The sequence below is a fragment of the Tatumella sp. UCD-D_suzukii genome (genome assembly GCF_000611875.2).
Classification (GTDB): domain Bacteria; phylum Pseudomonadota; class Gammaproteobacteria; order Enterobacterales; family Enterobacteriaceae; genus Tatumella; species Tatumella ptyseos.
The window spans coordinates 43,734-62,547 of record NZ_JFJX01000007.1 but is presented as its reverse complement, the minus strand read 5'-3'; the positions used below and the strand labels follow the sequence as shown (position 1 = coordinate 62,547).

The 18,814-nt window shown below is 51.9% G+C and carries 21 protein-coding genes; 14 read left to right on the top strand and 7 right to left on the bottom strand.

The features are described 5' to 3' along the window. Nucleotides 1–24 precede the first annotated feature (24 nt). Nucleotides 25–297, bottom strand: a complete 273-nt coding sequence (locus CG67_RS03075; RefSeq protein WP_025901519.1) for a DUF2756 domain-containing protein — start codon at nt 295–297, stop codon at nt 25–27. A gap of 399 nt (nt 298–696) precedes the next feature. Between CG67_RS03075 and CG67_RS03070 the strand changes: the two genes are divergently transcribed. The 4 genes from CG67_RS03070 (at nt 697) to gntU (ending at nt 4,506) form a co-directional block, all read left to right on the top strand. After that, nucleotides 697–1,392 (top strand): pirin family protein, encoded by a 696-nt coding sequence (locus CG67_RS03070; RefSeq protein ID WP_025901518.1) that lies wholly within the window; start codon nt 697–699, stop codon nt 1,390–1,392. 113 nt (nt 1,393–1,505) lie between these two features. Next, nucleotides 1,506–2,501 (top strand): gluconate operon transcriptional repressor GntR, encoded by a 996-nt coding sequence (gntR, locus tag CG67_RS03065; protein ID WP_025901517.1) that lies wholly within the window; start codon nt 1,506–1,508, stop codon nt 2,499–2,501. Nucleotides 2,502–2,622: 121 nt separating this feature from the next. Beyond that, complete coding sequence (gntK, locus tag CG67_RS03060) at nt 2,623–3,153, top strand: gluconokinase (RefSeq protein ID WP_025901516.1); 531 nt, start codon at nt 2,623–2,625, stop codon at nt 3,151–3,153. 12 nt (nt 3,154–3,165) lie between these two features. Next, nucleotides 3,166–4,506: a gluconate transporter gene (gene gntU / locus CG67_RS03055; RefSeq protein ID WP_025901515.1), complete on the top strand. Its 1,341-nt coding sequence runs from the start codon at nt 3,166–3,168 to the stop codon at nt 4,504–4,506. Nucleotides 4,507–4,558: 52 nt separating this feature from the next. On the opposite strand, the gene CG67_RS03050 is transcribed toward gntU, so the two are convergent. Further along, nucleotides 4,559–5,158 carry a YhgN family NAAT transporter gene (locus CG67_RS03050; RefSeq protein ID WP_025901514.1) on the bottom strand — a complete coding sequence of 200 codons (600 nt, stop codon included), beginning with the start codon at nt 5,156–5,158 and terminating at the stop codon, nt 4,559–4,561. Between CG67_RS03050 and CG67_RS18410 the strand changes: the two genes are divergently transcribed. Continuing rightward, nucleotides 5,091–5,306 carry a hypothetical protein gene (locus tag CG67_RS18410; protein ID WP_162139947.1) on the top strand — a complete coding sequence of 72 codons (216 nt, stop codon included), beginning with the start codon at nt 5,091–5,093 and terminating at the stop codon, nt 5,304–5,306. The two genes, CG67_RS03050 and CG67_RS18410, sit on opposite strands and share 68 nt — an antisense overlap. A gap of 146 nt (nt 5,307–5,452) precedes the next feature. Next, on the top strand, nt 5,453–6,562 hold the full coding sequence (asd, locus tag CG67_RS03045) for an aspartate-semialdehyde dehydrogenase (protein ID WP_025901513.1): 1,110 nt from the start codon (nt 5,453–5,455) through the stop codon (nt 6,560–6,562). 83 nt (nt 6,563–6,645) lie between these two features. On the opposite strand, the gene glpD is transcribed toward asd, so the two are convergent. Next, nucleotides 6,646–8,172, bottom strand: a complete 1,527-nt coding sequence (gene glpD, locus CG67_RS03040) for a glycerol-3-phosphate dehydrogenase (protein ID WP_025901512.1) — start codon at nt 8,170–8,172, stop codon at nt 6,646–6,648. A 230-nt stretch (nt 8,173–8,402) separates the two neighbouring features. Between glpD and glpE the strand changes: the two genes are divergently transcribed. Genes glpE through CG67_RS03025 form a run of 3 tightly spaced genes read left to right on the top strand, consistent with a single transcriptional unit; the run spans nt 8,403 to nt 10,393 of the window. Then, the gene (gene glpE / locus CG67_RS03035) at nt 8,403–8,735 is read left to right on the top strand and encodes a thiosulfate sulfurtransferase GlpE (RefSeq protein WP_029991042.1); all 333 of its coding nucleotides are present in this window, start codon (nt 8,403–8,405) and stop codon (nt 8,733–8,735) included. 22 nt (nt 8,736–8,757) lie between these two features. Further along, entirely contained in the window at nt 8,758–9,591 is an 834-nt protein-coding gene (gene glpG, locus CG67_RS03030) for a rhomboid family intramembrane serine protease GlpG (protein ID WP_025901510.1), read from the top strand. Between the two features lie 43 nt (nt 9,592–9,634). Further along, the gene (locus CG67_RS03025; protein ID WP_025901509.1) at nt 9,635–10,393 is read left to right on the top strand and encodes a DeoR/GlpR family transcriptional regulator; all 759 of its coding nucleotides are present in this window, start codon (nt 9,635–9,637) and stop codon (nt 10,391–10,393) included. Between the two features lie 43 nt (nt 10,394–10,436). Here CG67_RS03025 and nfuA read toward each other — a convergent pair whose 3' ends face one another. After that, the gene (gene nfuA, locus CG67_RS03020) at nt 10,437–11,012 is read right to left on the bottom strand and encodes a Fe-S biogenesis protein NfuA (RefSeq protein ID WP_025901508.1); all 576 of its coding nucleotides are present in this window, start codon (nt 11,010–11,012) and stop codon (nt 10,437–10,439) included. A 57-nt stretch (nt 11,013–11,069) separates the two neighbouring features. Continuing rightward, nucleotides 11,070–11,753: a DNA utilization protein GntX gene (gene gntX / locus CG67_RS03015; RefSeq protein ID WP_025901507.1), complete on the bottom strand. Its 684-nt coding sequence runs from the start codon at nt 11,751–11,753 to the stop codon at nt 11,070–11,072. Between the two features lie 31 nt (nt 11,754–11,784). On the opposite strand from gntX, the gene bioH reads away from it, so the two are divergent. The 3 genes from bioH (at nt 11,785) to CG67_RS03000 (ending at nt 13,454) form a co-directional block, all read left to right on the top strand. Beyond that, nucleotides 11,785–12,555 carry a pimeloyl-ACP methyl ester esterase BioH gene (gene bioH / locus CG67_RS03010; protein ID WP_025901506.1) on the top strand — a complete coding sequence of 257 codons (771 nt, stop codon included), beginning with the start codon at nt 11,785–11,787 and terminating at the stop codon, nt 12,553–12,555. A gap of 171 nt (nt 12,556–12,726) precedes the next feature. Continuing rightward, the gene (locus CG67_RS03005) at nt 12,727–12,996 is read left to right on the top strand and encodes a YdgH/BhsA/McbA-like domain containing protein (protein WP_025901505.1); all 270 of its coding nucleotides are present in this window, start codon (nt 12,727–12,729) and stop codon (nt 12,994–12,996) included. Between the two features lie 161 nt (nt 12,997–13,157). Continuing rightward, nucleotides 13,158–13,454, top strand: a complete 297-nt coding sequence (locus CG67_RS03000) for a putative quinol monooxygenase (protein WP_025901504.1) — start codon at nt 13,158–13,160, stop codon at nt 13,452–13,454. 38 nt (nt 13,455–13,492) lie between these two features. On the opposite strand, the gene CG67_RS02995 is transcribed toward CG67_RS03000, so the two are convergent. Both CG67_RS02995 and greB read right to left on the bottom strand, forming a co-directional pair. Further along, nucleotides 13,493–15,814, bottom strand: coding sequence for a Tex family protein (locus tag CG67_RS02995; RefSeq protein WP_025901503.1), 2,322 nt, complete (start codon nt 15,812–15,814; stop codon nt 13,493–13,495). A 98-nt stretch (nt 15,815–15,912) separates the two neighbouring features. After that, the gene (gene greB / locus CG67_RS02990; RefSeq protein WP_025901502.1) at nt 15,913–16,392 is read right to left on the bottom strand and encodes a transcription elongation factor GreB; all 480 of its coding nucleotides are present in this window, start codon (nt 16,390–16,392) and stop codon (nt 15,913–15,915) included. Between the two features lie 328 nt (nt 16,393–16,720). Here greB and ompR point away from each other — a divergent pair, with 328 nt between their 5' ends. After that, nucleotides 16,721–17,440: a two-component system response regulator OmpR gene (gene ompR / locus CG67_RS02985; protein WP_025901501.1), complete on the top strand. Its 720-nt coding sequence runs from the start codon at nt 16,721–16,723 to the stop codon at nt 17,438–17,440. Next, a complete protein-coding gene (gene envZ / locus CG67_RS02980; protein ID WP_025901500.1) occupies nt 17,437–18,792 on the top strand; it encodes a two-component system sensor histidine kinase EnvZ in 1,356 nt (451 codons plus the stop codon). The genes ompR and envZ overlap by 4 nt, the downstream gene beginning before the upstream one ends. Nucleotides 18,793–18,814: the final 22 nt, after the last annotated feature.

Here is an 18,814-nt window from a genome sequence, read left to right as displayed (position 1 = left end):
CCAGCGGGCGGGCATCTGCAGCACTCAGGGTTGGGTACTGCTGAGTCGTTGTCTCGCCTGCTCCTGCTGCCGGGTGATCGTTTGCTGGATCTTTTGTGATTGTTGTTGCTGTTCGTTATGCAGCTTCATCTGCTCCGTTTGTTGCTGCATTTCCATCTGGTCCTGCATCCGTTTTTGTGACGGATTATATACCGCCCCGGGTTGTGTCGGGTTTAACGGGTTACTACTGACGTCAGCGAAGCAAAGCAGCGGCAGAGCCAGGACCAGGGCCGTGATTACTGGCAGCGGTTTGAGCATGATGTTCTCCCTTCAGATATCACATCAGTAAAGTATAGGTCTGCCTCCGCTATCGGGCAACGAACCGGAAGGGCGGGAGTGTGACGTCGGTGGTTTTCAGCATAGTCTGATGAGGCATAAAGATAAAAAAGCAGAGATCCTGCTTTACAAATAGTAATGATAATGATTATTATTACCACATCTTCACCGGTCATCCTTTGCGGACATCCGGTGGAGAGACGACATTGCTCACATTGCTTCCGGTATTAATTTGCCAGCCTTCGGGGCTGGCTTTTTTTTACCGCGACCCGGGCCCCCGCCGTGGAATATCATTCATTTTTTTTGAACAGAGGCGTGAACTTTTTCAGCTATTTTTTCTGCGTGATCAGCGTCAGACTGTAACAAATTAAGGAGTCTGAGATGATTTATTTACGCAAAGCAGAAGATCGTGGTCACGCACAGCATGGCTGGCTGAAGAGCTGGCATACCTTTTCTTTCGCCAACTATTATGACCCTGACTTTATGGGTTTTTCGGCCTTACGGGTTATTAACGAAGATATTATCGCCCCGGGTCAGGGGTTCGGGACACATCCCCATAAGGATATGGAAATCCTGACTTATGTGCTGTCCGGTACGGTAGAGCACCAGGACAGCATGGGGAACAAAGAACAGATCCCGGCAGGAGAATTCCAGATCATGAGCGCAGGCACCGGTGTCCGCCATTCGGAATATAATCCGAGCGCGACGGAGCCGTTGCATCTGTATCAGATCTGGATTATTCCTCAGCGGGCCGGTGTTGAGCCCCGTTATGAGCAGAAACGCTTTGACGACCCCCGGGGCCGGCAATGGGTTTTAACTCCTGATGGCCGGGAAGACTCATTAAAAGTCTGGCAGGATATGACACTGTCCCGGCAGGTCGTGCCGGCCGGCGAGACACAGCATATTTCGCTGGATAGCGGGCGGAATTACTGGGTTCAGGTGGTGAAAGGTAAGCTTGCCATCAATGACCAGTTGATGAAAGCCAGTGATGCACTTGCGCTGACAGAAGAGTCTTCTCTGACACTGCAGGCGGAAGAGGACGCTGAAGTCCTTATCTTCGATTTACCGCCGGTCTGATCAATCACGATAAAAAGTTATGCCCTGTGAGCTGGATCGCTCACAGGGCATTTTTGTACCGGTGTTTAATGGTAAACTCAGGCGACTCCAGACGGGAATGAGTTCCTATGACCATGAAGAAAAAAAGACCGGTACTTCAGGATGTTGCAGACAAACTGGGTGTCACTAAAATGACGGTCAGCCGTTTTCTGCGTAATCCGGAACAAGTCTCCGACGCATTAGGCCAGCGCATTGCTGTTGTGCTGGATGAGTTAGGGTATATCCCTAACCGGGTCCCGGAGATGCTGTCGAATGCGACCAGCAAGGCCATTGGTGTATTACTTCCTTCACTGACCAATCATGTATTTGCGGATGTCCTGAAGGGCATAGAAACCGTCAACGATGCCGCCGGTTATCAGACATTGGTGGCTCATTTCGGCTATCAGGCCGAAAAAGAAGAGCGACAGTTGCGCTCCCTGCTGGGCTGGAATGTCGATGGGGTGATCCTGACAGAGAGAACCCATACACCAGCCACTTTACGAATGCTGGAAACGGCGGGGATTCCGGTGGTAGAAATTATGGACTCTGTCTCGCCCTGTCTGGATATGGCGGTGGGTTTTGATAACACTGAAGCCGCACGGCAAATGGCAGAGACACTTATCCGCCGCGGATACCGCTCAACGGTTTATCTGGGGGCTCGCCTCGATGAACGAACCCTCCGGAAACAGCAGGGATATCAGCGGGCGATGGAAGAGGCCGGGCTTGAACCCCTTTCAGTCATGAGTGCAACTGCCTCCTCGTTTACCACCGGGGCGATATTACTGAAAGAAGCGTTACGGCGATTTCCGCAGATGGACAGCCTGTGCTGTACCAATGATGATCTGGCGGTCGGGGCGATGTTTGAATGCCAGCGTCTGGGGCTGCGTGTACCGGAACAGATTGCGATTAGCGGTTTTCATGGACATGACATTACCCGTGTTGTCTCCCCCGCACTGGCAACAGTAGTCACTCCACGTAAGCAGATCGGTGAAGAAGCTGCAGCCATGTTATTGCAGCGACTCAGAGGAGAAGAGGTCACAGAGCCTGTCCGTGATCTTGGTTTTAAGATTGATACCGGGAGCAGTATTTAACCTGTTTTTATGATTCAGTTCACAGTTTGATATTTTTCACACTTAATGTGTTGCCAGAAAATGAACGACTCATGACAATGTTTTGATTAATTGTTATCGGTAACATTTGTCGGAGCGAACAATGTCTACACCCTCTTCAAAACATTATGTCTTTATTCTGATGGGCGTCTCAGGTAGCGGGAAATCAGTTGTTGCCAACAGGGTTGCACAGCAGTTGCAGACAGCCTTCCTGGATGGTGATTTCCTGCATCCCCGTGCAAATATTCTGAAAATGGCTGACGGGCATCCGCTGGATGACAAGGATCGTCAGCCCTGGTTGCAGGCCATTAATGATGCAGCTTTTGCCATGCAAAGGACTCAGGCTGTATCGTTAATTGTATGTTCCTCGCTGAAAAAAAGTTATCGGGACATCCTTCGTAAAGGTAACAGCAATCTGAAATTCATTTACCTGAAAGGGGACTTCGATACTATCGAATCGCGCCTCAAAGCCCGTAAGGGACATTTCTTTAAACCCTCAATGCTGGTGACCCAGTTCTCGACGCTGGAAGAGCCTGATGCGGAAGAGACCGATGTCGTGGCGGTGGATATCCGGCAGTCCATTGACGAGGTGGTTTCGGCGACTGTCGGAGCGATTAAAGACGCAATTCACTAAGGACTGACAATGATGAGTACCGCAACACTTGTTCTTACGGCGGTGGGGTCAGTTCTTCTGTTGTTACTGCTGGTGATGAAGGCCCGTTTACATGCGTTTGTTGCCCTGATGCTGGTATCGGTCGGTGCCGGGATCCTGTCCGGGATGCCTCTGGAAAAAATTACCGAAACTATGCAGCAGGGAATGGGCGGCACGCTAGGCTTTCTGGCCATTGTCGTGGCGCTGGGATCCATGTTCGGCAAAATACTGCATGAAACCGGTGCGGTCGATCAGATAGCCATGCGTATGTTGAAAACCTTTGGTGAACAGCGCGCACACTATGCTATGGGCATTGCCGGATTCATTTGTGCACTGCCACTGTTCTTCGAAGTTGCCGTCGTACTGCTGATAAGCATTGCCTTCGCCGTGGCAAAACGTACCGGCGGAAACCTGGTCAGACTGGTGATACCGTTGTTTGCGGGCGTTGCAGCGGCGGCGGCTTTTGTTCTTCCCGGTCCCGCCCCGATGCTACTGGCAGCGCAGATGCATGCCGATTTCGGCTGGATGATCTTGTTAGGTCTGTGCGCTGCGATCCCGGGTATGCTGATTGCAGGGCCATTATTTGGCAGTTTTATTGCCCGTCATGTGCATTTCACTTTGCCGGAAGAGAGCTTCCGGCCACCGACTGATCAGCAGACGCTGCCGTCATTTGGTTTCAGCCTGTCCCTGATCCTCTTCCCTTTGGTGCTGGTTGGCCTGAAAACTATCGGAGCCCATTTTGTGGAACAGGGTTCCCGTCTCTATAACATCCTGGAGTTCGTAGGCCATCCCTTTATTGCGATTTTACTGGCGTGTCTGATCACTATTTATGGTCTGGCGCGGCGTCAGGGAATGGATAAGTCCCGTGTGATGCAGATTTGCGGGGAAGCTCTGCAACCGGCGGGCATTATTCTGTTGGTGATCGGTGCCGGGGGGGTCTTTAAGCAGGTGCTGGTGGATTCGGGTGTAGGCCCTGCACTGGGTCATGCCATTGCCGGGGCTGGCATGCCGGTAGCTCTGGCCTGCTTTATTCTTGCGGGGGCGGTGCGGATTATTCAGGGATCAGCAACGGTGGCCTGTCTGACCGCAGTGGGGTTGATTATGCCGGTCATCGGCCCTTTACATTACAACGGTGCACAACTGGCTGCACTGTCCGTCTGTATCGGTGGCGGTTCAATTATCTGTAGTCATGTGAATGATGCAGGATTCTGGCTGTTTGGCCGCTTTACCGGAGCAACTGAGGCAGAAACACTGAAGACCTGGACGCTGATGGAAACTATCCTGGGTACCACCGGGGGAATTATCGGCATGATAGCCTTTACGTTGTTAAGCTAATCAGACGTATGACTGATAAAAGCGCAGCAGTGCAGACTGCTGCGCCCGGTTTCTAGAGTTTAAGATAGGCCCGCACACCATCAAGAAACATCTGTGTGGCCAGCATAATCAGGATCAACCCCATCAGCCGTTCCAGCGCATTAACTCCTTTGTCACCCAGCAACCTCAGGAACACCCCGGAAAGTAATAAAATGGTCGAGGTAATCGCCCAGGCGAGGAGCAGAGACAGAACCAGCATGCCCAAAGACCCCGGATATTGATGAGACATCAGCATCAATGTGGCCAGTAATGAGGGGCCGGCGACGAGAGGGATAGCCAAAGGAACCAGAAAAGGTTCTTCACCCGCAGGTAATCCGTTGCCGGAGCCACTGTGCTCTGGTCCGGGGAAAATCATTTTTATCGCGATCAGGAATAAAATAATTCCCCCGGAAATCGACACGGTTTCTGTGCGCAGATTCAGGAAGGCCAGAATTTTTTCCCCGGTGAACAAAAACAGCAGCATGATAACCAAAGCGATTAACAGCTCGCGGATCATCACGATCCGCCGCCGCCTTGGCTCGAGATGTCTGAGTACTGACATGAAGATGGGTAAATTACCCAGCGGATCCATGATCAATAAAAGGAGTACGGTAACGGAAATCATCTCTGTCATGGGGCAGTCTTATCCTTTGGTCAGCGCTGATATTAGTTCAATGATTAAAAAAGCCTGGCGTATCGAATTTATTTACTTGCCAGCGCGTGTGCATTTTGTAGAGTTGGGGGTCATAGGTAAATCTGATTATTACATGCAGGCCGGCTGAGGTGATGGAAAAGATGTATTTCATCAGTGATCAGTTCCGGAGCGGGATATTATTTTCCTGCAGATCGTATAATCTCACGATCGGTTGTCAAGGTTCCTGACAATGCGGCGTAAAAGAACTCAGAATACAGGATAAGCAGGCACAACATGAAAAATGTAGGTTTTATTGGCTGGCGCGGCATGGTGGGTTCCGTACTGATGTCCAGAATGAGTGAAGAGCGCGATTTTGATGCGATCAATCCGGTCTTTTTTTCTACCTCTCAGCATGGGCAGCCGGCACCGGCCTTCGGTGGCCGTCAGAATGGCGTACTTCAGGATGCCAGTGATATTGAAGCACTGCGCGCGCTGGATATTATTATTACCTGCCAGGGCGGTGACTATACCAGCGATATCTATCCGAAGCTGCGGGCGTCAGGCTGGCAGGGGTACTGGATTGATGCAGCGTCCACATTGCGCATGGAAGACGATGCCATCATTATTCTCGACCCGGTGAATCAGAGTGTTATCCAGCGTGGATTAGAAAAAGGTATCAAAACCTTCGTCGGCGGGAACTGTACCGTCAGCCTGATGCTGATGTCGCTGGGCGGGTTGTTCGCCAATGATCTGGTTGAGTGGGCCTCTGTGGCGACTTATCAGGCCGCTTCCGGCGGTGGCGCGCGTCATATGCGTGAATTACTCACTCAGATGGGCATGCTGCATGATCATGTTGCCAAAGAACTGCAAGATCCGGCTTCCGCTATCCTGGATATTGAGCGTAAAGTGACCGAACTGACGCGTTCAGGCACCTTGCCGGGCGATAACTTCGGTGTTCCTCTGGCAGGCAGCCTGATCCCATGGATTGATAAACAACTGGATAACGGTCAGAGCCGTGAAGAGTGGAAGGGGCAGGCAGAGACTAATAAAATTCTGTCGACGTCATCGACGATCCCGGTCGACGGGCTCTGTGTACGTGTCGGTGCACTGCGTTGCCATAGCCAGGCATTCACCCTGAAACTGAAGCAAGATATTTCTCTGCCGGAGATCGAATCATTACTGGCCAGCCATAATGAATGGGTGAAGGTTGTCCCTAATGATCGGGAGTTGTCTATGCGTGAACTGACACCGGCAGCAGTGACCGGAACGCTGACTACACCGGTCGGGCGGTTACGTAAACTGAATATGGGGCCGCAATATCTGTCGGCCTTCACCGTGGGTGACCAGCTACTGTGGGGAGCCGCGGAACCCCTCAGAAGAATGTTACGTCAGTTAGCAGGCTGAGATAACAGGGTTGCCTGACAAAGAATGCAGGCAAAACGAAGGCGGCCACCAGGCCGCCTTCCTGTTTTTATACTGTCTGAAAATTACAGCCCGGCAACCGGTAAAGATGCGGGAAGTACAGAAGGAGTGCGATACCGGGTCTTTAGCCACTCACCGACCCGGGTCTGTTGTTCTTCTGTCAGCCACATCCCCTGTTTTGTCCGGCGCCAGAGCGCATCCTGCGCCTCATGAACCCATTCGTGGTCGGCGAGATAGCGCAGTTCTGCCTCATAAAATTCATGACCAAAGTTTTCGCCCAAATCTTCCAGTCGCTGTGCATCACCCAGTACCTTTTCCGTATTGCTGCCATAGGTCCGGGCGTAGTGCATAGCCATATTCGCGGTGATAAACGGATAGCGGCGACGCAGGCTGGCGGCAAAGTCCTCACGGCTGCCGGAAAAATGGCCGCCGGGCAGCACACTTTCTTTGGTCCAGGCCGGCCCGGCCTTCGGATAATATTTAGCCAGCTTCTCCATCGCATGCTCAGCCAGTTTGCGGTACGTCGTCAGCTTGCCGCCAAACACCGATAGCAAGGGTGCCTTGCCATGCTCATCATGCACATCCAGCGTGTAGTCACGAGTGATTGCCTGAGGGGAGTCGGATTCATCGTCACATAACGGGCGGACACCGGAATAGGTCCAGACAATATCCTCGCGCGTCAGGTGATGACGGAAATGATCATTGAATACCTTCAGCAGATAGTCTGTTTCGTTATCATCTATCGCCACATCTTTCGGATCACCGTGGTATTCCACATCGGTCGTGCCGATAATTGAAAACTCATTCATCCACGGGATCACGAACACAATACGGTGATCTTCATTTTGCAGGATATACGCTTCTTTCCCCTGGTGGACACGGGGAACCACGATATGACTGCCCTTAATTAACCGGATCCCGTAAGGTGATTTAAGCGCCAGACCGTTATCGAAGAATTCTTTCACCCATGGGCCGGCAGCGTTGACCAGGCCTTTCGCCTGCCAGCGGAAGTGTTCACCGCTGTCACTGTCCACCGCTTCGACGATCCATAAACCGTTTTCACGCCATGCCCGGGTGACCCGGGTGCGGGTTCTGACTTCACCCCCGTGGCTGACGACCGCCTGAGCGTTCGCAATCACCATACGGGCATCATCCACCCAGCAGTCTGAGTATTCAAAGCCGCGGTTAATGGCCGGGTCCAGTACAGAATCGGCCCCGAAAGTGATCCCTTTACTGGCGGGCAGACTGGTTCGTTTTCCCAAATGGTCATACAGAAATAATCCCATACGGATCATCCAGGCCGGACGAAGGTGTGGCCGGTGCGGCAGGCGGAAACGCATAGGGAAGGCGAGATGGGGAGCCATTTTCAGCAAAACTTCGCGTTCGGCCAGCGCTTCGCTGACCAGACGGAATTCATAATGTTCCAGATAGCGTAAGCCACCATGAATGAGTTTCGAACTTGCAGAGGACGTCGCACAGGCAAAGTCCCGGGCTTCCAGTATCAGCACTGACAAGCCACGTCCCGCAGCATCTGCCGCAATTCCGGCACCATTGATGCCACCACCGATGACGATCAGATCTTTGGTTTCCACGCGCTTTCCTCCGGAGTTCGGAATAATCAGTCAATGTTCGTTTTCGAACATTAGCATAGGCGAAAACAAACATTGATGCCAATATTTAACCCGATGAAAACATTTTAGCGTGATGCAGATAACAAAATCGGAGGGCAATAGCGCCGATGCTCGTGATTTATCGGATTATCGGGAGAACAAAGATCAGGTTACAATGTGCGGCTGTGAGCTGATTGATTAGAGAGAGTGATATGGAAACCTATGAGTGCATTAACGTTCTGCAGGCAATGGAGAAGTTACAACAGGGCGCTATTCTGGTCGATATTCGCGACCCGCAAAGTTTTGAAGCGGCCCATGTTGCGGAGGCTTTCCATCTGACCAACGGGACTCTGAACAATTTTATGGCAGAAGCGGAATTTGACCAGCCGGTATTAGTCCTTTGTTACCACGGAAACAGCAGTAAAGGTGCAGCTCAATATCTTATTAATCAGGGGTTTGATCAGGTTTATAGCGTCGACGGAGGTTTTGATGCCTGGCGGATGGCGTTTCCTGCACAAATCCGTACCGATAACTGTCAGGGGTAATGTCCGGCACTGGGGATAGGTCATGAAATGTATTACGCAGTTTACGAACCCGCGAATGGCACAGGCTTTCGTGGATTATATGGCAACCCGCGGCGTCAGGTTGCATATTGAACAGCAGCAGCACAGTTACGAGCTCTGGCTGGACGATGAAGATCAGCTGACATTAACCGAAAGTGAACTCAGTCAGTTTATGCGCGATCCCAATCATCCCCGTTATCAGGCCGCGAGCTGGCAAAGCGGTACGACCCGGTTACGTATGGAATATCCGCGGGGGCAGTTTCTGACCAATCTTCGTGAACGGGCTGGCCCGCTGACGATGAGTGTGATGGTGATCTGCATCGCCGTTTTTATTCTGATGCAGATTGCCGGCGATGAAACCGTTTTAAGCTGGTTATCCTGGCCTGACGGACCGGGACAATATTTTCAGGTCTGGCGCTGGGTCAGCCATATTTTTCTTCATTTCTCTCTGCTGCATATCGTCTTCAACCTGCTCTGGTGGTGGTATCTGGGCGGCGCGGTTGAGAAACGGCTGGGCAGTGGAAAGTTATTTGTGATCACTGTCATTTCAGCCCTGTTAAGTGGCTGGATGCAGGCTAAATTCAGCGGGATCTGGTTTGGTGGCCTGTCCGGTGTGGTCTATGCACTGATGGGATATTGCTGGTTACGGGGTGAAAGAGACCCGCAGAGCGGGGTATATCTGGAACGCGGATTAATTGTGTTCTCTATTTTATGGCTGGTGGTCGGGTATTACGGTCTGTTCGGGATGGATATCGCCAATATGGCGCACTTTACAGGTTTACTGGTGGGGCTAGCGATGGCGTTTGCCGATACTCAGGCCCGCAGAAAACAACATTGACGATGAACACAGAAGTCAGGGAAAACCTGCAGAGGAGGGTAGAGTGAAGCAGACTCAGCGGCATGACGTCATTATTGAGCTGGTTAAACGGCAGGGATATGTCAGTACTGAAGAGCTGGTGGAACATTTCTCGGTCAGCCCGCAGACAATCCGGCGGGATCTGAATGATCTTGCAGAGCAGAACCAGATCCAGCGGCATCACGGTGGCGCGGCGTTACCCTCCAGCGCAGAGAATACGGCATGGCATGATCGCCGGATGATGTATTCCGAAGAAAAAGCCAGTATTGCCCGCAGCGTTGCCGCACAGATCCCTGAAGGGTCGACGCTGTTTATCGATATCGGCACCACACCCGAAGCGGTAGCCCATGCTTTACTGAACCATCAGCATCTGCAGGTGGTCACCAATAACCTGAATGTGGCGACGTTGCTGATGGCAAAACCGGAGTTCAGAGTCATTATTGCCGGCGGAGATGTCCGGACACGTGATGGAGGGATCATCGGTGAAGCAACGATGGACTTTATCTCTCAGTTCCGGCTGGACTATGGCATTCTTGGGATCAGTGGCATTGATATGGATGGTACGTTACTGGAGTTTGATTACCATGAAGTCAGGACGAAGCGTGCGATCATTGAAAATTCACGTAATGTGATCCTGGTTACCGACCATTCAAAGTTTGGACGCAATGCGATGGTGAATCTGGGGAATATCAGTATGCTGGACAGCCTGTATACTGACCGTAAACCGCCGGAAGAACTACTCAGGGTTATCCGGCAGCATGATGTCCAGCTGGTGCTGTGCTGATTGATTCAAATATCCACCGTGTTTACACGGTGGATAACGATAATCAGTAGTAAGAGTGTTCACCCGGCTGGTGCTCAGTAAGGTCACGCACCCCTTTCAGTTCCGGGAAGGCAGCCAGCATCTCTTTTTCGATCCCTTCTTTCAGGGTGACATCAACCATTGAACAGCCGTTGCATCCGCCGCCGAATTGTAAAATCGCATACCCGTCTTCGGTAATTTCCATCAACGAGACTTTACCGCCGTGGCTGGCAAGCTGTGGGTTAATCTGTGCCTGTAACAGATACTCCACCCGATCAATCAACGGGGCATCATCCGCCACTTTACGCATCTTGGCATTCGGTGCTTTCAGCGTGAGCTGTGAGCCCAGGTTATCTGTCACGAAGTCGATTTCGGCATCTTCAAGGTAAGGGGCACTCAGTTCATCGACATACGCGGTCAGGCGCTCATAGTTAAGCTCTGTATCGGTACTTTCCACCGCATCGGGTGGGCAATAGGAAACACCACACTCTGCACTGGGCGTCCCCGGATTGATCACGAAAACACGAATCTGGGTGCCTTCTTCCTGTTTAGCGAGCAGTTTCGAAAAATGCTCCTGGGCAGTGTCAGTAATACGGATCATAGTATGGCTCAATAGTTGACTGAAACAGTGGGTAATAATACGCCCATCACCGTGACTCTACAAGGTGCGGCACAGGTACCAGACCTGGACACTGGCCGCCCCTGCACGGGTGAGCAAGAGTGATATTTCGCCTGCTGTGCTGCCGCTGGTGACAACATCATCCACCAGCGCCACATGGCGTTCGGAAAAGTCGAACTCCGTGGCAAATGCATGACGCAGATTACGCTTTCTTTGCTGAATACTCAGCCGGTGTTGTAATGCCGTTTTCCGGGTACGTATCAGCGCTTCCGGCGCATACTCACAGGATAGCCAATAGGCTAAGGGTTGCGCGAGTAATGCGGACTGATTAAATCCCCGCTGCCATCGCCGCTGCTTGTACAATGGTGAACACACCAGAATATCCGGTTTTCTCAGGCCACAGACTCTGCGCTGCTGTAACCAGCTTAGCAAAATCAGTCTGGCAAACATCACCTGCAGTGCGGTACATCCTGAAAACTTGAACTTATGCAGTAACCGGCTGAGCGGCGGGAGATAATCACTGACGCAGACCAGCCGGTGCCAGGGCGGAGGGTTGAGTAAACAGCGGCCACAGGCCTCCGTCCCCGGTGCTGCAGGTAAACCACAGCGATAGCATAACGGCGGGAGTGGGGGCAAGCGGCGCTGACAGGCACTACAGATCCCGCGCCCCGGTGAAGACACGGGTAGCTGGCACAGCCAGCAATTACCTTTTAAAGTGAAAATGCTAACCTCTTACTTTTAACCGGAGTACTTCATTATGTCGCTTTACTGGCACCGTTGCGGAGAAGGAAAAACGGATCTTGTGCTATTGCACGGCTGGGGTTTGAATGCCGAAGTATGGTCTGGCGTCCTGGAGAGATTAAGACCGCATTTCCGGTTACACCTCGTCGATCTGCCTGGCTATGGCCGCAGTCAGGGCTATTCTGCGATGACGCTGGAGGAGATGACCGGGACATTACTGCCACATTTACCGGAAAATGCGCTCATTGCCGGCTGGTCTTTAGGCGGCCTGGTCGCGACCCGGGTGGTGCAGATCGCGCCACAGAAAGTACGCGGATTGGTCACTATCTCTTCTTCCCCCTGTTTCAGTGAACGGGAGCAGTGGCCGGGGATAAAGCCGACCGTGCTGGAAGGGTTCAGACAACAACTGAGTCTGCATTTTGAAAAAACCGTAGAACGTTTTATGGCGTTACAAACCCTGGGAACCGGCTCCGCCAGACAGGATGCGCGGCAACTCAGGGAAGTTATCCTGTCGCAACCTTTACCGTCAGCCGATGTACTTAACGGGGGGCTTTCTATTCTGCAATCCGCAGACCTCCGGGCCGGACTCTCCGCGTTGAAGGTTCCGGTGCTGCGTATCTACGGTGCGCTGGATGCGCTGGTGCCGGTAGCGATAGTCCCTAAGGTGGACCAGTACACCGGACACGGCCAGTCACTGATCATTCCTAAGGCCGGACATGCGCCTTTTATTTCTCATCCTGAGCTCTTCTGCCAACAGTTGATCGATTTTTCATCTGATTTGTAAAAGTTTGACCCGGTGAACAGTCTGTTTTTTAGACGTTTGCGCATAATCCGGTCGGACAACCTCATTTACCTCTGTTGTCTGATACTGTCTGACTGCTCCTGACATGGTTGATGTGTCAGGGGCTGCCTGTTCTTACGTATTTTATAAAACCAAAAGTAAGAGGCTTACCCTATGAATATATTGAAATTTTCGTTAACTGCATTCGTCGCGGGTGCAATGTCTTTTTCAGCATGGGCTGCAGAAGAGGTGACCAAAGCGGAAGTGGACAGTCAGCATCTGGAGAAGATAGGAACGATTACGACCACCTCGAAAGCGACTTCTCCGCTGGATGCCAAAGCAGAGTTATCCAGGCAGGCCGATGAGAAAGGGGGGCGTTATTTCAGAGTCATTTCCGGACGTGAACATGGCCGTATCAGTGCCACGGCGGAAGTTTATAAATAGTGTCTTTTACACAGGCGGCCTTCAGCCGTCTGTGCTTTACCGTTTATCTTCTGATGCGGTCGGGGTGTCTTTTTTCTGCCTGCAGTTGCATACTTTCAGACAGATTCATTGTCTGCCGGCCAGTTTGCCGGGGTCCCGTATTAACCATCAGAAGGTCAGATATGAGCCAGGTAATAACAGTTATTGCATCAATTACAGCAAAATCGGGCGAAGAAAAAGTGGTCGCTGAAGCCTTAAAAACGGCTGAGAAAGAAGTGCAGGGTGAGCCTGGGTGTGAATCTTATGTCTTACATCGAAATATCAGCCAGCCGCAACAATTTATTATGCTGGAGCGCTGGAGTTCACGTCAGCACCTGGATGAACATGAGAAAGCACCGGCATTTCAGAAGCTGGCTGCAGCACTGAATAACCGTGCTTCGCTGGACGTTATTCTCTCGCAGGAAGTCAGTGCGGGCTGAATAGCGGAAAAAAGCTCCCTGAACGGGAGCTTATCAGATTAACGTTTTTTGCCAAATGCAGCGGCCAGAGCATCTTCCATTGCGCTGTTGCCTGTGGCTTTAGGACGTGTTTTCCCGTTGTTCTGACGGGCTGCAGGGCGTGGCTGACCTGCAGGTGCGGCACCGCCTCCCGGTTTGCGTGTTTCGCCGGGTTGCTCATCCAGACGCATTGTCAGGGCGATACGTTTACGTTGCAGGTCGATATCCATGACCTTGACCTTGACGATATCCCCGGCTTTCACGACCTTGTGCGGGTCTTCGACAAATTTATCCGACAGGGACGAGATATGCACCAGACCGTCCTGGTGGACGCCGATATCCACAAAAGCCCCGAAGTTCGTCACATTGGTGACCGAGCCTTCCAGTACCATCCCCGGCAGTAAGTCAGCCATCGTATCGATACCTTCAGCAAAGGTCGCTGTTTTAAATTCAGGACGGGGATCCCGGCCCGGTTTTTCAAGCTCTTTTAAGATATCGTTAACGGTCGGCAACCCGAAGCGTTCATCGGTAAATTCTGAAGGCTTCAGGGCATGAACGGCCTGACTGTTACCCATTAATTCCTGCAGACTCTGCGCGGTTGCCTGCAAAATGCGTTCAACCACCGGATAGGCTTCCGGGTGAACGGTAGACGCATCCAGCGGGTTTTCACCCTGGCTGATCCGCAGAAAGCCGGCACACTGTTCAAAGGCTTTTGGCCCCAGACGGCTGACTTTCAGTAACTGCTTACGGTTTCTGAAACGGCCATTTTCATCCCGCCAGTCGACAATATTCTGTGCCATCATCCGGCTCAGTCCGGCAACGCGGGTCAGCAGGGGAACGGATGCCGTATTCAGGTCAACGCCGACGGCGTTAACACAGTCTTCCACCACGGCGTCCAGTTTTTTCGCCAGCTGACTCTGACTGACATCATGCTGATACTGTCCGACCCCGATAGATTTGGGTTCAATTTTCACCAGCTCCGCCAACGGGTCCTGTAAGCGGCGGGCAATGGAAACGGCGCCACGCAGTGAGACATCAAGATCAGGGAACTCAAGGGCGGCCAGTTCAGAGGCTGAGTACACTGAGGCACCCGCTTCGCTGACAATAACCTTCTGAGCCGTTACCTGCGGATACTGTTTTTGCAGCTCGAGGAAGAAGCGTTCTGTCTCCCGGGAGGCGGTACCATTACCAATAGCCACCAGATCAACCTGATAGCGGGTACATAACGCCGCCACACTGGCAGCGGCTTTGGCCGTCTGTCCGGTGTGCGGATATACCGTGTCGGTGGCTACCAGTTTACCGGTAGCATCGACAACGGCGACTTTTACGCCGGTACGCAGGCCGGGATCGAGCCCCATAGTCGGGCGCATACCGGCCGGAGCCGCCATTAGCAGATCATTCAGGTTACGGGCAAAGACATTGATCGCTTCATCTTCAGCCCGCTCTCTGAGTGTGCCCATCAGTTCGGTTTCCAGATGCAGCAGAATTTTTATCCGCCATGTCCAGCTGATAACAGCCTTTCTCCAGCGGTCTGCTGGCGCATCATTGAAAATGACCTGTAAATGTTCTGCTATCAGTGTCTCTCCATAACTCTCCCGCGGTGGCTCATCGCTTTGCGGATCCGGGTTCAGAGAAAGCTGCAGGATACCTTCGTTACGCCCGCGGAACATGGCCAACGCACGGTGAGAAGGGATTGACGATAACAGTTCGTGGTGATCAAAGTAGTCGCGAAATTTCGCGCCTTCTTCTTCCTTTCCTGCCACGACTTTCGATACCAGGTGGGCATTTTTAGACAGATAATTACGGACTTTCGCCAGCAGAACGGCGTCTTCCGCAAACTTTTCCATCAGTATGTAACGTGCACCGTCCAGCGCTGCCCGGGTATCTGCGATGCCTTTATCCGCATTCACATAAGACTGCGCCACGCTCTCAGGATCCTGATCCGGCTGCTGCCATAACAGGGTCGCGAGGGGTTCCAGACCGGCTTCAATGGCTATCTGTCCACGGGTGCGGCGCTTCGGTTTATAAGGGAGATAGAGATCTTCGAGTTCAGTTTTGCTCAGGGTTGTGTTCAGCGCATCGGAGAGTTCCGGTGTCAGCTTGCCCTGTTCTTCAATGGACCGGAGGATGGTCTGGCGGCGATCTTCGAGCTCACGGAGATAACCCAGCCTGGATTCTAACTGGCGTAGCTGTGTATCATCCAGCCCGCCTGTAACTTCTTTACGATAGCGTGCAATAAATGGCACGGTATTCCCTTCGTCCAACAGATGCACTGCAGAATTGACCTGCTCTGCACGCACCTGAAGTTCACCGGCAATAATTTGGCTTAGCGAATTTTTCATCTTTAGCATCAGATTTCTGCGAGGTTGGTTTCCAGCGGACAGTTATACGGACTGAGCCGTTAAAATGCCAGTAGCACCGCTGCCTTTGGGCTATATTCCTAATCTGCATCCGGGTAATGGATTTCGTTGATATACCAGGTAGCAATCCCGGCCGGTGTTTCTACCCGCGCGGCATCACCGGCCTCTTTTTTAAGCAAGGCCCGGGCCATCGGAGAATCGATAGAAATATAGTCTTTACGGCCAAAAATCTCGTCATAGCCCACAATGCGGAAAGATTTAATTTCTCCGGCATCATTTTCGACCTCGACCTGTGCGCCGAAGAAGACTTTGCCCTGTTGCTGCGGAGAGTAATCGACAATACGTAATGCTTCCAGGCTTTTTCTCAGATACCGGACCCTGCGATCAATCTCTCTGAGCCGCTTTTTGTTATACTGATAATCGGCATTTTCACTGCGATCACCCAGGCTGGCAGCCCAGGTAACCTTTTTGGTGACTTCCGGGCGTTCCTCGCGCCACAGATAGTCAAGTTCCTGTTTTAATTTGTTATAGCCTTCGCGTGTAATCAGTGGCGTTCTCATTCCGCTTCCCGTAACAGTCAATAAATGTCAGTCATTGTCAGTGTATGTCGCTCATGCGGGTGTGAAAGTCCGCTTTCTGCGGAGGATAGCCAGAAATTCCCCCTTCTGTGCGTAAAACAGCCATTATCGCCTGTGGTGAAATCCGGATAGAAAGTTTGAGGAAATTCAACAGACTCCGCGGGCATCGGGCGATAAAAACAGAGTTAACTTGCTGTTTAATATGCTTTGTAACAATTTCGGCTAGAATATAAACCATTATAAACTGTCACTGTAATATATCTTTTTTAACAATACAGCATCAGGCAATTGTGCCTTTGGGAGTGAAGAAATGCAGGAAAATTACAAAGTTCTGGTCGTTGATGATGATATGCGACTGCGGGCATTGCTGGAAAGATATCTGACTGAGCAGGGTTTCCAGGTTCGCAGCGTAGCGAATGCTGAACAGATGGATCGTTTACTGACCCGTGAATCCTTCCACCTGATGGTCCTTGATTTGATGCTGCCGGGCGAAGATGGGCTTTCTATCTGTCGCCGTTTACGCAGCCAAAGTAATCCGATGCCGATTATTATGGTGACGGCCAAAGGCGAAGAAGTCGATCGTATTGTCGGACTGGAAATCGGTGCTGATGATTATATTCCTAAACCGTTTAACCCGCGTGAATTACTGGCCCGGATCCGTGCGGTATTACGTCGCCAGGCGAATGAATTGCCGGGTGCACCTTCGCAGGAAGAAGCGGTTATCGCATTTGGTAAGTTTAAACTGAACCTCGGCACCCGCGAGATGTTCCGTGAAGATGAACCTATGCCATTAACCAGCGGTGAGTTTGCGGTACTGAAAGCGCTGGTCAGCCACCCGCGTGAACCCTTATCCCGCGACAAACTGATGAATCTGGCCCGTGGCCGTGAATACAGTGCAATGGAACGTTCCATCGATGTTCAGATTTCACGTCTGCGCCGTATGGTAGAAGAAGACCCTGCACACCCCCGGTATATCCAGACAGTCTGGGGTCTGGGGTATGTTTTTGTGCCGGACGGCAGTAAAGCATGAAGCGATTCCGCTTTTCGCCACGGAGCTCCTTTGCCCGTACGTTGCTATTGATTGTGACTCTGCTGTTTGTCAGCCTGGTCACGACCTATCTGGTGGTGCTGAATTTTGCGATTTTACCGAGTCTTCAGCAGTTTAATAAAGTTCTGGCGTATGAAGTCAGAATGCTGATGACCGATAAACTGCAGCTGGAAGACGGCACACAGTTAGAAGTTCCGCCAGCTTTCCGTCGGGAAATCTATCGGGAATTAGGTATTTCACTGTATACCAATGCAGCGGCAGAGGAAAGCGGGTTACGCTGGGCACAGCATTATGAATTTCTGAGCGATCAGATGGCGCAACAACTGGGAGGACCGACAGATGTCCGGGTGGAGGTTAACAAAAACTCTCCGGTGGTCTGGCTAAAGACCTGGTTATCACCCGACATCTGGGTGCGTGTCCCTCTGACAGAAATTCATCAGGGAGATTTCTCCCCGCTGTTCCGCTATACCCTCGCTATTATGCTGCTGGCGATTTGCGGAGCCTGGTTGTTTATCCGTATGCAGAACCGGCCACTGGTGGAGCTGGAACATGCCGCTCTGCAGGTGGGGCAGGGGATTATACCACCACCGTTAAGGGAGTATGGAGCATCGGAAGTACGCTCAGTGACACGGGCGTTTAATCAGATGGCTGCCGGAATTAAACAGCTGGCAGATGACCGTACGTTGCTCATGGCAGGGGTCAGTCATGACCTCAGGACACCGCTGACACGCATTCGCCTGGCCACGGAGATGATGGGGGAAGAAGAAAAGTATCTTTCCGAATCCATCAACAAAGATATTGAAGAGTGCAATGCCATCATCGAACAGTTTATCGATTATTTGCGCACCGGGCAGGAAATGCAGACCGAACGTGTTGATCTTAACACGGTACTTGGGGAAGTTGTCGCGGCTGAAAGCGGTTATGAGCGCGAGATAGAGAATGCTGTGATGGACAGTGAATTGCTGCTGGACATCAATCCGCTTTCTGTCAAACGTGCCGTCGCTAACATGGTGGTGAATGCCGCCAGGTATGGTAATGGCTGGATCAAAGTCAGTAGTGGTCGTGAGCTGAACCGGGCCTGGTTTCAGGTGGAAGATAATGGTCCCGGGATTGAACCTGAGCAAATTGAGCACCTGCTTCAGCCTTTTGTCCGGGGAGACAGTGCCCGCAGTACCAGTGGGACCGGATTAGGGCTGGCTATCGTCCAGCGAATTATTGACGCGCATCGGGGTGAGCTGGAAATCGGAAGAAGTGAGCAGGGCGGGTTACGCATCCGGGCCTGGTTACCGGTTCCGGCCACAGAACCGCCAGTGGTCAATACCGTGACTCATTAAGTGTGTGGAACAGACAGGGTGA